Genomic DNA, 13892 nt, shown 5'->3' with positions numbered 1-13892 from the left:
TCTTGATGCCCGCGTCGCCGATCGTGTCGCTGGCGCCGTTGGTCCAGGTCGAGTTGGCCGCCGTCGCCACGCCGAGGCGCGAGGCGGTCAGGCCGAGCGAGCCCGCGACACCCGCCGAGCCGTTCGACGACTGGATGACCATCGTCGAGGTCGTCGCCTTCGGGTCGAAGGACAGCGAGAGCTTGTCGCCGTTGAGCAGGTTGACGCCGTTGTAGCCCGAGTTCTTCATCAGCTCGTCGACCTGGCTCAACACGGTGTTGAACTGGGTGGCGAGGGTGGCGCGGCGGGTCTGGTCGCTCTCCGCGGCGGCGGACGTGGCGATGCCCTGCGCCGTCTGGAGCAGCTTGGTCATGCCGTCGATGCCGGTGCTGGCGGCCGTGATGGTGCGCACGGCCTGCTGCATGTTGTCCTGCAGGCCGGAGAGATCGTCGGCGCGCTGGTTGAGGCTCGCGGCGGCGAAGTAGGACATCGGGTTGTCGAGGGCGGTGTTGACCTTGTTCCCGGTCGCCAGCCGCGTCTGCGACAGGGTCGCTTCGGCAACGGTCTGCTGGATGGTCACCAGGGTATCGCGGACACCCGACGAAAGCGAGACAGGCATGGTTTATCCTTTTGAATGCCGAGAGCACATTTTCGTGCTGACGGAAACCATACTGTTAGATCGTTAAGAAGCCCCAACCAGGCATCGTTAAGAATGTGTTGACGTAACAGTTATTTTGTCTCTGTACGTTTCTGAATACTACGATCCGGTCGTCGCTTAGGCGCGATAGCGGCGCATGGTGGCGACCAGGTCGACGACCGTCTTGCCGACGAGGGTAGGGGGGCTGCCGAAGGTGATGCAGGCGGTGGCTTCCGCCTCCCGGGTGTCGCCCTCGCACAGGAGCGTGACCTCGGGATCGATCCTGATGACCTCGCGGAAGATCGCGAAGCAGCGCTCGCTCACCACGATGGTGCGGTGGCCGGTACGGACGAGTTCGGTCACGCACGCCTCCATGGCGGCGAGCGAGCACAGTTCCGTAGCAGCGTCCGGCGACAGCGAGCCCGCCCCGTAGGCATCCAGCCGGCACTTGAGGTGCCAGGCATGGAGCCAGTTCCTCGCTCCCGTATGCAGCCTGAGGGCGACGTCCATCCGGATGTTGGTGAAATCCTGGATCCGCTTCATCAGGTCCGGCTGGCCCTGAATCCAGGACGGGTCCTGCCGCCGGGCCGCGGCGGCGAGATGCTCGATGCCGCCCCGGTACTCGTCCCAGCCGAACAGCGTCTCGGTGTTGCCGACATGGCTGTCCTCGCCCCGCGAAATCGCCGTCACGATGGCGTAGGGTTCGGCCGCGAAGACGACGTCGCCGATCTCGAGCGCGTTCGAGAGATGCGAGAAGAAGTGATAGGTCGTCCGGTCGTACGGCCCGGCAATCTCGGCGGCCGCATCCGTCCTGATGATGTACCACTCCGGGAAGACATGGCGCTGCAGGACGAAATCGAGGCAGCGCCCGTGCTCGCCGCGGTAGAAGCGATATTCGCTCTCGACCTCGTACGAGCGACCGGTGATCTTGTTGCCGCTGTGCTCGTCGAGCAGGAACCAGGGCGCCTGCAGCATGACGATCTCGGGATCACGGGCCATCTGCTCGATGTGCTTGAGCAGGCTCTCCCCGATCAGCAGGTCGTCGTTCCCGACATAGACCGTCAGATGGCCCTTCGCCTCCCGCAGGCAGGCGAGGTAGTTCGGGCGGAAACCGACGTTCTTCGCGTTGCGGATCGACCGGATGTGGGGGCACGTCTCGGCCCAGGACCTGACGATGTCCTGCGTGTTGTCCGGGGAGGCGTCGTCGATGACCAGGATCTCGTAGCTGACCCCGATCTCGTCCAGCATCTTGACGTGATGCCGGAAGAACCGGTCGAGGCGCTCGGTCCGCCGGTAGGTCGGCACGACGATCGACACGACGGGGCGCGCGCGATGCGCCTCGGCGGACGCGGGCGAATCCTGCGCGGGGATGGCGGCAGCGAGAGAGTGAGACATGAATCGCCCCGGACCTGGCGGATCGGAATGGACGTGAAGGACGGCGAAAGGGGGTGCCGATCTGGCGACGGGAATTCAGAGCCAGAAGCGGTTGGCGCAGAATTCCGGCGACACCATCTGGCGCGCCTTGATCGGATCGGCCTCGTCGATGAGGCGCGCGACCCCGTAATCGGCGAGATCGACGTTGAGCCACTCTTCGACGATGGCGAAGTAGTTCTTCTGCAGGATGGTGCAGGACGGGTTCAGGTTGGTCAGGAAGACGAGCCCGGTCGGCGCGGCGTCGGTCGCGACGATGCGCAGGTCCGGCCGGTAGCGGCGCAGGATCGGCAGGAGCTTCCAGACGTCGCCCGCCCAGAAATCCGGGTGGGACGACTGGGCCCGCCGCGGATCCGCCATGCTGCGCGCCGTGATGTGGGCGTCGCCCGGCAGGCAATCGTGCAGCACGACGACCGAGTTCGGCCGGCAATGCGCTTCCGTGTGGATCAGGTCGCGGAGCAGGTACTCGAAGCGGTGCATGCCGTCGAGGAACGCGAGGTCGATCGGCGCGCCGAGGATCGCCGTCGGGTCGTGGTCCTTGAAGAAGGCGTCGCTGGGCTTCTGGAACAGATGCAGGGCGGGGCAGTTCGCCGGCAGCCCGCCGATCCGGAACTCCGGATCGACCCCGATCGTCGGGCATTGCGACAGCCGCAGGGTGTTGCCGGTGAACACCCCGATCTCGAGATAGGTCGCCGGCCGCAGGTTGCGGTGGATCGCCGTCAAGACCTCGACGTAGTTGATTCCGCCGACCCGCGCGAAGCAGTCTTCGCCGAGCGAGGGTTTGGCCTGGAGGATCTGCATCGCCCGTATCCCGAATCTTGTCTGGATGATATCTTGCAGCTGGATGTGATCGCCCGAGATCGTTCGCTGACGGCATCTCTACCGGCATCGTCGACTACGGTGCGGCGACCTCTACGCCCTGCCGCTCGCGCGCCTTTCTCTCCGGCATCCTCCGACGAGGCATGGGGTACAAGGCATGGGGTACAAGGCATGGGCGACGAGGCATGGGCCCGGTCCGGCGCGGTGTCCGCGGCAGGAGGGAACAGCACGAGCGGCGCCCGATCGCGAGGCGATCGGGCGCCGTGGCCTCAGGCGCTGAGCGCGTGCGGGGCCGGTGCCCGGTGTTCGGGCGCTGGTGGCGCCGGGGCGTCCTGCGCGGCGTTGATGTGCTCGACGGCGGCGACGAGGCGCGCGAGCTCCGACACCAGGGCGGCGTGGTCCCAGTTCATGAAGTCCGACTTCAGCTCGAAGCGGCGGGCGAAGACCTCCGCGCCCTTGCGCATCTGGAAGATGTCGGCGAGGTCGGATTTCGCGATCGCCAGCATCGTCTCGACGAGCTCGTCGGAGAGCCGGTCGACGCTCCAGTCCCGCATCGCGATGCGCAGCAGGCGCTCCGTCTCGCTCATCATGGCAGGCGGCGTCTCGCCCTCGGTGTCGAGGCAGGCGACGTTGAACTTCACGATCTCGTGGATGTCCGGGATGTAGCGGGCCCGGAGCGCGTACTCGCTGACCCGCTTGCCGCGAAGGTCGATGCCGGAAAAGTCCTCGTAGGCGGCGAGCGTCCGGACGTCTCCGAGCCCGAACAGGTCGAGATCCTCGGTGTCCCGCGGATGCGTCGAGCGGCCGTGCTTCGTCATATGGTTGAAGCGCATGTAGGCGCGCCGCGTGAAGTCGGCGTTCCGGGCCGCATGGCCGGGATCGAAGTCGTCCTTGCGCTTCAGCGTGTTATTGTGGCGGTACTGGTGCCACATCGTGCGCGTGCGGGCGGAATACACGTCCCAGCCATGGGTGAACAGGCGGATGACATAGGACGCCTCTTCGAGGGCGAAGCACTGGTGCGGGTCGTAGGGCACCTCCCGGATCATCTCGCCGGGCCCGAACACGCCGCCAGCCAGGAGGGATGGAATCCGGAACTGCTCCTCGACCTCCGCGCACGGCCAGATGCCGCTGAAGCGGATGGCGCCGCAATCGAGGAAGGTCCCGGGAATGACGATGCCGGGATACAGGTCGGACAGGATATCCCCCGGCGACAGGTAGGGGGGCGACCCGAACGAGATCAGCGACTTCTTGCCGGGGCAGCGCTCGAGATCCTCGATGAGCTTGGTGTCCCAGCCCGCCGCGAACATCATGTGGGCGTCGATCTGCAGGACGTAGGCCTCGCCGCGCCACAGGCTCTGGGCGAGGAAGCGCGCCCAGCACACGCCGCGGCTCTCGCGCCAGTCGAAGCGCATCTCGCGGACGCGGTCCGCCGGGATCGCGGGCCCCGCCAGATGCGCCAGATCCTCGACGAGATCCATCTGCCGGATGAGGCCGACCGTCACGCGCTCGGGCCGATCGGCCTTGGCGAAGAGGTCGGCGATCGTCTTCTGGCATTCCGGATCGCGGAAGGCCGCGATCGAGACGAAGATGCGGTCGCGGCCCCATGCCGGGTCGTGGACCGCCGGGTCGCCGTCCGCGCGCACGGCGAGCGCGCGCTCGTGATGGCCCTGCAGGTCTTCGTCCTGCAACGGCCGAGCAAGGTGCATCATCGTTGAGCTCGAAGGCTGGCCGCCCGCGACAGATCGCGTGAGGCTGGTGTGCGAAGACGTCGGGTTACGGCGTCGCTCTTACTTCAGGAGCTGCATGACCTGCTGGTCGCGCTGGGTGGCGAGCGACAGGGCGGTCTGGGCGATCTGGCCGCGGGTGTTGAGCGAGCTCAGCTTGGCGCCTTCCTCGTTCAGGTCGGCCAGCGTCAGGTCGCCGGCACCCGCCTTCAGGGTGTTGACCATCGAGGTCGTGAAGGCCTGGCGGGCCGACACGATGGTCTGGCTCGAGCCCAGGCCGCTGGCCTCGATCCGCAGCGTGCTGATCGCCGTGCTCAGCGCCGTCAGGGTGGTCTTGATGCCCGCGTCGCCGATCGTGTCGCTGGCGCCGTTGGTCCAGGTCGAGTTGGCCGCCGTCGCCACGCCGAGACGCGAGGCGGTCAGGCCGAGCGAGCCGGCGACGCCCACCGAGCCGGTCGAGGACTGGATGACCATGGTCGAGGTCGTCGACTTGGGGTCGAAGGACAGCGAGAGCTTGTCGCCGTTGAGCAGGTTGGTGCCGTTGTAGCCCGAGTTCTTCATCAGCTCGTCGACCTGGCTCAACACGGTGTTGAACTGGGTGGCGAGGGTGGCGCGGCGGGTCTGGTCGCTCTCCGCGGCGGCCGAGTTGGCAAGGCCCTGCGCCGTCTGGAGCAGCTTGGTCATGCCGTCGATGCCGGTGCTCGCGGCCGTGATCGTGCGCACGGCCTGCTGCATGTTGTCCTGCAGGCCGGAGAGGTCGCCGGCGCGCTGATCGAGCGTCGCGGCGGCGAAGTAGTTCAACGGGTTGTCGAGGGCGGAGTTGACCTTCTTACCGGTCGCCAGCCGCGTCTGCGAGATGGTTGCCTCTGCAACGGTCTGCTGGATGGTCACCAGGGTATCGCGGATACCCGAGGAAAGCGCCACAGCCATCGGTCCATTTCCACTTCGTCAAGCCACTTGCGACGTTGTACGCCGTTAATGATTAATGAAACGTTCCCTCCGCCATCCCCGCGCCGTTTCATCGGTGGCTCGAACGCTGGCTGACGTGGATTCCGGCAGAACTCCCGCGAGGAATATATCGCTTGCTGTCTATCGGGATTGCCGCAATCACGATCCCGTCGCCCGATAGACATGAACCGAGAGGTCATCGCATTAAGCCGGCAAAAATTATCGCTATCTTTTGCCTACCTTGCCATTTTATATTGTATATCTTTATATATAATATGAAAATATCAGATTATTTACAAAATGCAATTCGATATAATTTATATTGATATCTATTTTAAATATAAAAAACCGATTTTATCTGTGACAAATCGACGTGTCGACCATCCTTCGTCGCCCGGCCTATGCATCGATGCTGTGCATCGATGCATAGGCCGGGAGCAAGATCTGCCCCCTCGCAGCATGATGAGAGAGATCGTCCATGCAGTCCGGACTCGACCGGCGCAGACGTTCGCCTGGATGAACCGTGTTCCACACGAATGCAGGCGGGCCATGGCCTCTGTCCGGGGCGACGTCCGGCACGCACGTTTACTCTTTCGGCCGATTCAGGGGTCGCCGGATCTGTCTCGGAGAATTATATCCGATGGGCTAATCCAGTCGCAAATCCGTGTCGTACCCCGAGGCCGATCGGCGGATGCGCGGTGATCGACGCCGCTCGGCGTGGAGGGAGAGGGGGCGCACCAAAGCGACGTCGGTCGCCAGCATCATGACAGCGGCCAAGTGGCGCGACGGTCGGCGGACGTTCCACCACGAGGCGCCCCGGCATCGGACAACCAACGCCAGGGCGGGCGGAGATCCGGGGCGGGGAGAGCGCTCACGAGAGGGCATGCTCGGTCCGACTCGCGTCCGCCGTCCCGTCGTGTGGCGGGCGTGACCCGGCAACGGCGACCACGCTCGGTCCTCGATCGTGCCGCATCGTCGGCGGCGAAGCGAGATCCGCGTCGTCGGGGGCCGGACTGGCAGCCGGACGGCCTCATACCGCCGGATCGGGCTTATCGCCGGTCGAGGCGGCGCCCGGTGCTCGCCCGCCCGCGATCGACATCGCCGGGACCCGGCCACGGCGCGGAGCGGTCGATGTCGATCCGGCAGCGCGGGAACTGCGTCCGACGGGCGCGAGCGGTAGAACCCGATCGGACGTTCGGTCGCGTGCCACCTCAGGCAGGTCGGCTTCGCTGGGGCGCGTGGAAACGGCGCCGCCCCGCATGGCCCCGGATACGCCGTCTCTAGGAGAATCTGCCGACGGAAGGCTGCTATTCGACCAGTTTCGTCAGGTATTTCTCGTAATTCATGAGATCCTGACCAACCTTGAGCGCCTGATAGTAATCACCATCCTCGATCTTTTTGTGGATTTCGGCGATATACAGACCCATGGTCGGAACGCTGTTCATGATCTCGTTCGCATGAGCTATGAACTCGTTCTCGATCATCAGATCCTTTTCAGTGAGATAGATCGCCTGGAGGATGACATACAATCTCTCACAGGCCGTCTTGGCCTGGCTTTCCGTCAAAATATCTTTTTCACGAAGAAATTTTGCCTTCGTCTCGAAGGTCAGGGATGCACGGCGACTGCCGTTGCGGATCGAGACGTCGCCGATAATCAGCCGTTCGTGCGGTTTGAGGTCGATGCGCAGGGCCATGAAGCAAGCACTTTTGTCCTCATCGTTCAGTGCCGCATTAGTCTGAATTTTTCGCAAACTCCAGGGTGGAGAGCGACGCCGGGGGAGAGGAAACCGCTCAGGGTGTCCCGGAGGCTCCCGGCTGAACGAGGATCGAGGGATGGCGCAGCAGAGAGACCCGTTTCTCGTCAAGGCGCATGGTGCGGCGGGAGCGCAGCCGCGCAACGAAGACGGTTCGCAAGGCCGGGAGATCCCATCGTTCGGCAGCTCAGGTGCGACGTCGGAGATGCCGGCGCACCACTCCGAGCGCGACGATGCCGTCCGGCCGGACCACGGGTGAGCGCGAACGCATCAAGACACCGGAATGGGAGAAGCGCGGCCGGCATCGGACGACAGTGCCCCTCCGCAAGGGGCTTCCGAGATCGCCGCAGCGGCTCGACCGCGCCCCCCGGACGGAAGGCGCGGGTTCGGTCACGTCACACCGTCCGCCCCCCGTCGATCGGCATCTCCACGCCCGTGATGAACTCCGCCTCGTCGGAGGCCAGGAACAACGCCACGTTGGCGATGTCGGACGCCCGCGACATCCGCCCCAGCGGGATCGTCGCGACGAACTTCGCCCGGTTCTCCGGCGTGTCGGGCACGCCCATGAAAGCCTCCAGCAGGCCGGTCTCGCCCATCACCGGGCAGAGCGCGTTGACGCGGATCTTCCACGGCGCCAGCTCGACGGCCAGCGACTTCGACATCAGGTTCACCGCCCCCTTCGAGGCGTTGTACCAGGTCAGGCCGGGACGGGGCCGGATGCCGGCGGTCGAGCCGACGTTCAGGATCACGCCGCCGCCATTGTCGCGCATCGCGGGCGCCAGCGCCCGGACGAAGTGGAAGATCGACTTCACGTTGACCCGGAAGACCCGGTCGAAGGCCTCCTCGTCGACCTCCATCAGCGGCTGGTTGCGGTGGGTGGTGCCGGCGTTGTTGACCAGGATGTGGGGCGTGCCGAAGGCCTCGGTGGTGCGCGCGACCGCCGCCGCGACATCCGCGGCGCTGCCGACATCCGCCGCGATGGCGATGGCGGATTCGCCGATCTCGGCCGCCACCCGCTCGGCGGCATCGCCCCGCAGGTCGAGCACCGCGACCTTGGCGCCCTCCGCGGCGTAGCGCTTGGCGATGCCCTCGCCGAAGCCGCCGCCGGCGCCGGTGACGATCGCGACCTTGCCGTTGAGCCTCATTGAAAAAATCTCCTTGCGTTACGCGGCCGAGATCTCGCCGCGCTCGATCTGGATGGTGGTGTCGACGAGCGCCCGCAGCAGGTCCGGGCTGCTCTCGGTGATCAGGATCGCGACGTCGGGGAGCGCGGCGCGCAGGCGCGCCAGGGCCTCGGCGTAGCGAAGGGCGAGCGCCGGGGCGAGGCCCTGGAACGGCTCGTCGAGGAGCACCGCGCGGGTGCCGACCATCAGGGCGCGGCCGAGCGCCACCATCTTGCCCTGGCCGCCCGACAGGCCCGCCGCCTTGCGCGGCGCGAAATCCTTGAGTTCCGGCAGGAGCGCGTAGACGGAATCCAGCCGCCGCGAGACTTCCGCCTTGGGTAGTTTGAGCACCTGGGCCGGCAGCAGCAGATTGTCCTGCACCGTGAAGCTGCCGAACAGCTTGCGCTCCTCCGGCGCGTAGCCGATGCCGAGCCGCGCACGGTGATGCGCCGGCACGGCACCGGCCTCCTGCCCGTCGAGGACGAGCCGGCCGGCCTGGAGGGGCAGGAGCCCCATCAGGGCGCGCAGCGTCGTGGTCTTGCCGGCGCCGTTGCGGCCGATCAGCGCCACGCGCCCGCCCGGCGGCACGGCGAGCGAGACGCCGCGGAGCACGGGGGCGCCCGCGATCTCCACCGCCGCTCCCTCAAGCCGCAGCATGGGCGCCTCCGTTCGGTGCGATGCCGATCACCGTACGCTGCACCTCCGGATCGTTGAGGATCCGGGACGGGGACCCGAGCGCCGCGATCCTGCCCTGGCCCCAGACGGCGACCCGGTCGGCGAAGCGCCCGACCACCTCCATGTCGTGCTCCACGAAGACCGCCGTCACACCCGCCTCGCGCAGGACCCGCACCAGGGTCTCGACGATGGCCATTTTTTCCGCCGCGGCGACGCCGCTCGTCGGCTCGTCCATCAGGAGGAGGCGGGGCCGGAGCGCCACCGCCATGGCGATGTCGACGAGCTTGCGCGCGCCCTCGTTGAGGGCGTCGGCCCGCACGTCGGTGATGCGGGTCAGCCCGAAGCGCGCGATCAGCTCCGCCGCCTCGTCGCGGAAGCGCGGGCGCAAGAGCGGGGTGAGCACCGACCAGACGCCCTCGCGGGCCGCGACCGCGAGGGCCACGTTCTGGAGCACGGTGTGCTCGGTGAAGAGCTGCGGCAGCTGGAAGCTGCGCGCGACCCCGAGCCCGACGATGCGCCGCGGCGACAGGCCGAGGATCGGCTTGCCCTCGAAGGCGATCGTCCCCCCTTGCGGCTTGAGGTAGCCGGTCGTCATGTTGATGAAGGTGGTCTTACCCGCGCCGTTCGGGCCGATGATCGCCAGGAACTCGCCGGCCTCGACGTCGAGGTCGATCCCGTCCGCCGCCTTGAGCCCGCCGAAGGCGAGGCGCAGACCCTTTGCCGAGAGAAGCGCGGTCATGCGGCCCTCCGGCGGCTCGTGATCATGCCCCAGATGCCGCCCGGCGCGAACACGATGACGGCCAGCAGCACGAGGCCGAGCACCAGCTGCCAGGCATTGGCGAAGGTCGCCGCGGCATAGACCCGGGTCAGCTCGTAGGCCGCCGCCCCCAGGAATGGCCCGAGCACGCTGCCGGCCCCGCCGAGGATCGCGATGAAGACGAGCTCGCCCGAGGTGGTCCAGTAGCTGAGTGCCGGGGTGACGTGCCGGGTGGTGAGCGCGATGATCGCCCCGGCGAAGCCCGCCATCACGGCCGACGCCACGTAGGCCGCGAGCAGCACGCGCTTCGGGGACACGCCCATGAAGTCGAGCCGGGTCTCCCGGGTCTTGATGCCGGCGAGCGCTTCCCCGAGCGGCGAGGCGAGCGCCACCCGCACCAGCGCACCGCAGGCGAGCGCCAGGACGAGGGCGATGCCCAGCACCGTCCACTCGCCCGTCTCGCCGGCGAGCGGACGGCCGAGGACCGTCACCGGCGGGAGCCGGATGCCGTCGGCTCCGTGGGTGAGCGCGTAGAACTTTTCCAGCACCGAGTAGAAGACCATGCTGAGCGCGAGATTCAGCATGCCGAAGAAGATCTCGCGGTAGCGCACCACGAAGAGGCCGATCAGCAGGCCGACGATCCCGGCGAGCAGGGCCGCGGCCGGGAGCAGCAGCAGGGCCTCCGGCACGAGAACCGCGCCGAACGCCACCGTGTAGGCGGCGAGCGCGAGGTAGAGCGCATGGCCGAAGCTGACCTGGCCGGCCCGCAGCAGGAGCAGGATGCCGAGCACGGCGAGCCCCTTGGCGAGCGCGATGGTGAGCACGAAGCGCAGCCACGGCACCGCATAGGCGAGGACGAGGATCAGCACGGCGCCGGCCAGCGCGAAAAGAGTTTCGGAGCGGCGGGTCATCGCGCGGCGCCTCCGTGCAAGGAATTGCAGGTCATATCCGCCGGGTCTCCGCCACGCCGAACAGGCCTTGTGGCCGAAACAGCAGCACCGCCACCATGATGGCGTAGGGCACCACCACCTCGAATTCCGGCGCGACATAGACCGCGAAGGACCGGCCGAGGCCGATGAGGAGGGCGGCGACCGCCGCCCCCTCGATCTGGCCGAGGCCCGCCGTCGCCACCACCGCGAAGGAGAGCACGATGGTCGAGGCGCCGACGCCCGGCACCAGCGAGACGGTGGGGGCGGCGAGCGCACCGCCGAGCGCGGCGAGCGCGGCGCCGACCGTGAAGGTCAGCATCGTCACCCTGGCGGCGTCGATCCCCATGGCCCGGGCCGCCTCGCGGTCGACCGTGACCGCCACGACCATGCGGCCGGTCAGCGTGTAGCGCAGCACGCAAGCCAGGATGGCGAGCGTCGCGAGGGCCACACCCGGCAGCACGTAGAGCTGGTAGGCAGTGAACGGGATCGCGTCCTGGCCGAACGGCACGTCGACGGTGCCGAGCCATTTCAGCGGCGCGTCGAACACCACCGGCTGCACGCCCCAGACCAGCTTCTGCAGGTCCTCCAGGATCATGAACAGCGCGAAGGTGACGAGGAGCTGCAGGACCGGCTCGCGGTCCTGCATCCGGCGCAGCAAGAGCCGTTCGATCACCGGCCCGAGCGCGACGCCGACGAGCACGGCGGCCGCGAGCAGGATCGGCAGGCCGAGCCAGGGCGGCGCGCCCAGCGAGGCCGCGAACAGCCCGATGGAGGCCGCCGCGTAGCCGCCAATGGCGTAGAGGCTGCCATGGGCCACGTTGAGCACCCGCAGCACGCCGAACACCAGGTTCAGGCCGACCGCCACCATGAAGACGGCGGCGGCGTAGGACAGCCCGTCGAGCAGGGCGAGCCCGACGAGGATCCCGTTCTCCGACAACCAGGCCATCAGCTCTTGAAGGCCTGCGCCTGCGGGAGCTTGGCCACCATGTCGGGGGTCAGCGTCTTCAGCCAGTCGGCACTCTTCTGGCCGACCGGCGTCGTCACCGACTCGGCCGGGAAGACGATCATGTCGGTGAGCACCGGGAACGGGTACTTGTCGGAGTGCAGGGTGGTGCCGATGAGCTGGTTCTCGAGGCCCTGGCCGTCCTCGCGGATCCGCACGCTCGCGGTCGGCGAGGGGAATTCGAGGCCCTTGAAGGCGGAGGCCAGTTCCGCATCGGTCGGCCAGCCGCCGCCCTTCGCCGCCACCGCCTTCTCGATGCCGGCCTTCATCGCCGAGACGGCCTGGGCCATGTGGAAGCACGGATAGATCGGCCAGGCATTGTACTTGGCCTTGTAGGTGTCGCTGAAGCGCTTCAGCCGCTCGGGATCGGCTGGGGAGGGGTGGAGGAACCAGTGGTCGCCGCGCGCCCCGACGATGTGGCCGGCGGGCAGCGCCTTGCCGACGCGCTGGAGCGAGGATTCGGCGAGCGGCATCACGAAGGTCGCGCGCTCGAACAGCTTGCGGTCCGAGGCCTGGCGGATCAGCGCGTCGAGGTCGCCGCCCCAGGAGGTCGACAGCACCACGTCGGGCCGCAACGCCAGCACGCGGGTGATCTCGGTCGAGAAGTCGGTGGCGCCGAAGCGCGGAAACAGCTCGGCCGCAACCTTCACCCCGGGCTTCAGGGTGTTCATCGCCGTCCGAAAAATGTCCCAGGAGTCGCGGCCCCAGGCATAGTCCTGGTTGATCACCGCGATCGACTTGAAGTCGGGCTTGACCTTCAGGAGGTAGAGGAGCGCGGCCAGGATCTCCGGCGTCGCATTGGCCTGGGTGCGGAAGGCATACGAGTAGCGGTTATCCTCGAAGATGCGCTGGGTGCCGCAATCCCACAAGAGCGTCGGGCGCTTCAATTCGTCGGAGAGCGGCGCGCAGGCGATGCAGTCCGCCGACGAGATCGCCGCGAAGATCAGGTGCACGCCCTCCGACTGGACGAGGCGGCGGTACTCGCCGACGACATGGTCGACGCCCGGGCCCTCGTCGACGAAGATCGGCCGCACCTTCACACCGGCGATCCCGCCGGCCGCGTTGATCTCGTCGAACAGCATCTCGGCGGTCTGGCGGCCGGGCACGCCGAAGACGCTGGCCGGACCCGACAGGTAGGTGGCGATGCCGACCTTGATCTCGGCGGGCTTCGCCGCGCCCTGCGCCCAGGCGCTGCGGCCCGGCATCAGCAGGCTCGCTCCCGCCGCGCCCGCTCCGATCAGCGCCTCGCGCCGCGTGACGACACCGTCACGACCCGTCCCGGCCATGCCTTCCTCCCTGACTTCCGACGCGGGCCGGCCCCTCTGGAAATGGCGTCGGGGGCCTGGCCGCGGGCGGGATCATGGGGGCGCGGTGACCTCCTGTCCAATAGCTTGTTCGCCCACGAGCGAGAGGTTCGAGATATGGGAGTGGACGGCGCCCTGGCCCCCGGCGGCGGGCCGCCGTCACGCGAGCGGGATGTCGTCGTAGATCGCCGCGAGCGTCAGCGTGACGCCGATCTCCGGCAAGTCGACCGACTCGGGACAAGCGGCGGGCGACAGGCCGCCCACCGGATTTCGGCGATGCACCGTCACCGCGCGCCGGTCCTGGCGCACCAGCACGACGCACCGGATCGAGGCCACGGCGGCGTAGGCGGCGAGCTTCGAGGCCTGGCGCCGCGGGGTGTCGCTGGGGGAGAGGACCTCGAACACGACGAGCGGCGAGGGCGTCACGCAGAGGTCATGGCGGCCGTCGTCGGGAGCGACGAGGATATCGGGCGCCACGGTGCGGGCCTCCCCCGGCACCGGCACCTGGCTCGGACCGGAGGGGCGCCAGGGGCTGCCGTGACGACGCCTGTGCTGCCGCAGGCTCTCGAGGATGTTGGTCTGGATCCAGTCGTGCCGCCGCGTCGGCTGGGCGTTCATCAGCGGCACCCCATCGGCCAGCTCCCAGCGCTCCCCGGCCGGCCGCTCGGCGAGGAAGGCCAGGAAGCCGTCGAGGCTCATCGGGGGGTCACGCGTCTCGGCGGCGCGCATGGCGGGCGCTCCCGTACATCCTCGGCGAGGATACCACGTC

At 67.8% G+C, this 13892-nt stretch carries 14 protein-coding genes; 1 reads left to right on the top strand and 13 read right to left on the bottom strand.

Translation table 11 applies throughout. From position 1 onward, the window contains the following. The 6 genes from QR78_RS13220 to QR78_RS13195 form a co-directional block, all read right to left on the bottom strand. On the bottom strand, positions 1-598 hold a 598-nt coding region (locus tag QR78_RS13220; protein WP_048427996.1), incomplete at its 3' end, for a flagellin. A gap of 156 nt (positions 599-754) precedes the next feature. Beyond that, positions 755-2011, bottom strand: a complete 1257-nt coding sequence (locus tag QR78_RS13215; protein WP_082172106.1) for a glycosyltransferase family 2 protein — start codon at positions 2009-2011, stop codon at positions 755-757. A 75-nt stretch (positions 2012-2086) separates the two neighbouring features. Then, the gene (locus QR78_RS13210; protein WP_048427986.1) at positions 2087-2848 is read right to left on the bottom strand and encodes a class I SAM-dependent methyltransferase; all 762 of its coding nucleotides are present in this window, start codon (positions 2846-2848) and stop codon (positions 2087-2089) included. A gap of 287 nt (positions 2849-3135) precedes the next feature. Beyond that, entirely contained in the window at positions 3136-4575 is a 1440-nt protein-coding gene (locus QR78_RS13205; RefSeq protein ID WP_122982721.1) for a GlcNAc-transferase family protein, read from the bottom strand. 78 nt (positions 4576-4653) lie between these two features. Further along, entirely contained in the window at positions 4654-5520 is an 867-nt protein-coding gene (locus QR78_RS13200) for a flagellin N-terminal helical domain-containing protein (RefSeq protein ID WP_048427984.1), read from the bottom strand. Positions 5521-6845: 1325 nt separating this feature from the next. Then, positions 6846-7232 carry a flagellar biosynthesis repressor FlbT gene (locus tag QR78_RS13195; protein WP_048427983.1) on the bottom strand — a complete coding sequence of 129 codons (387 nt, stop codon included), beginning with the start codon at positions 7230-7232 and terminating at the stop codon, positions 6846-6848. Between the two features lie 139 nt (positions 7233-7371). Here QR78_RS13195 and QR78_RS13190 point away from each other — a divergent pair, with 139 nt between their 5' ends. Then, positions 7372-7551, top strand: a complete 180-nt coding sequence (locus QR78_RS13190) for a hypothetical protein (RefSeq protein WP_048427982.1) — start codon at positions 7372-7374, stop codon at positions 7549-7551. A gap of 136 nt (positions 7552-7687) precedes the next feature. Here the strand turns inward: QR78_RS13190 and QR78_RS13185 are convergent, their stop codons facing one another. The 7 genes from QR78_RS13185 to QR78_RS13155 form a co-directional block, all read right to left on the bottom strand. Then, a complete protein-coding gene (locus QR78_RS13185; RefSeq protein WP_048427981.1) occupies positions 7688-8437 on the bottom strand; it encodes an SDR family oxidoreductase in 750 nt (249 codons plus the stop codon). An 18-nt stretch (positions 8438-8455) separates the two neighbouring features. Next, entirely contained in the window at positions 8456-9112 is a 657-nt protein-coding gene (locus tag QR78_RS13180; RefSeq protein WP_048427980.1) for an ABC transporter ATP-binding protein, read from the bottom strand. Beyond that, positions 9099-9869, bottom strand: a complete 771-nt coding sequence (locus QR78_RS13175) for an ABC transporter ATP-binding protein (protein WP_048427979.1) — start codon at positions 9867-9869, stop codon at positions 9099-9101. Before QR78_RS13175 ends, QR78_RS13180 begins: the two co-directional genes overlap by 14 nt. Continuing rightward, the gene (locus QR78_RS13170; protein WP_048427978.1) at positions 9866-10798 is read right to left on the bottom strand and encodes a branched-chain amino acid ABC transporter permease; all 933 of its coding nucleotides are present in this window, start codon (positions 10796-10798) and stop codon (positions 9866-9868) included. Before QR78_RS13170 ends, QR78_RS13175 begins: the two co-directional genes overlap by 4 nt. Positions 10799-10829: 31 nt before the next feature. Continuing rightward, positions 10830-11762: a branched-chain amino acid ABC transporter permease gene (locus QR78_RS13165; RefSeq protein ID WP_048427977.1), complete on the bottom strand. Its 933-nt coding sequence runs from the start codon at positions 11760-11762 to the stop codon at positions 10830-10832. After that, positions 11762-13105 (bottom strand): ABC transporter substrate-binding protein, encoded by a 1344-nt coding sequence (locus QR78_RS13160; protein ID WP_082172107.1) that lies wholly within the window; start codon positions 13103-13105, stop codon positions 11762-11764. The genes QR78_RS13165 and QR78_RS13160 overlap by 1 nt, the downstream gene beginning before the upstream one ends. A gap of 177 nt (positions 13106-13282) precedes the next feature. Then, entirely contained in the window at positions 13283-13852 is a 570-nt protein-coding gene (locus QR78_RS13155; RefSeq protein WP_048427976.1) for a Uma2 family endonuclease, read from the bottom strand. Positions 13853-13892: the final 40 nt, after the last annotated feature.

The sequence above is a fragment of the Methylobacterium indicum genome (genome assembly GCF_001043895.1).
GTDB classification, from domain to species: Bacteria; Pseudomonadota; Alphaproteobacteria; order Rhizobiales; family Beijerinckiaceae; genus Methylobacterium; species Methylobacterium indicum.
This window is presented reverse-complemented; position numbering and strand designations above follow the sequence as displayed.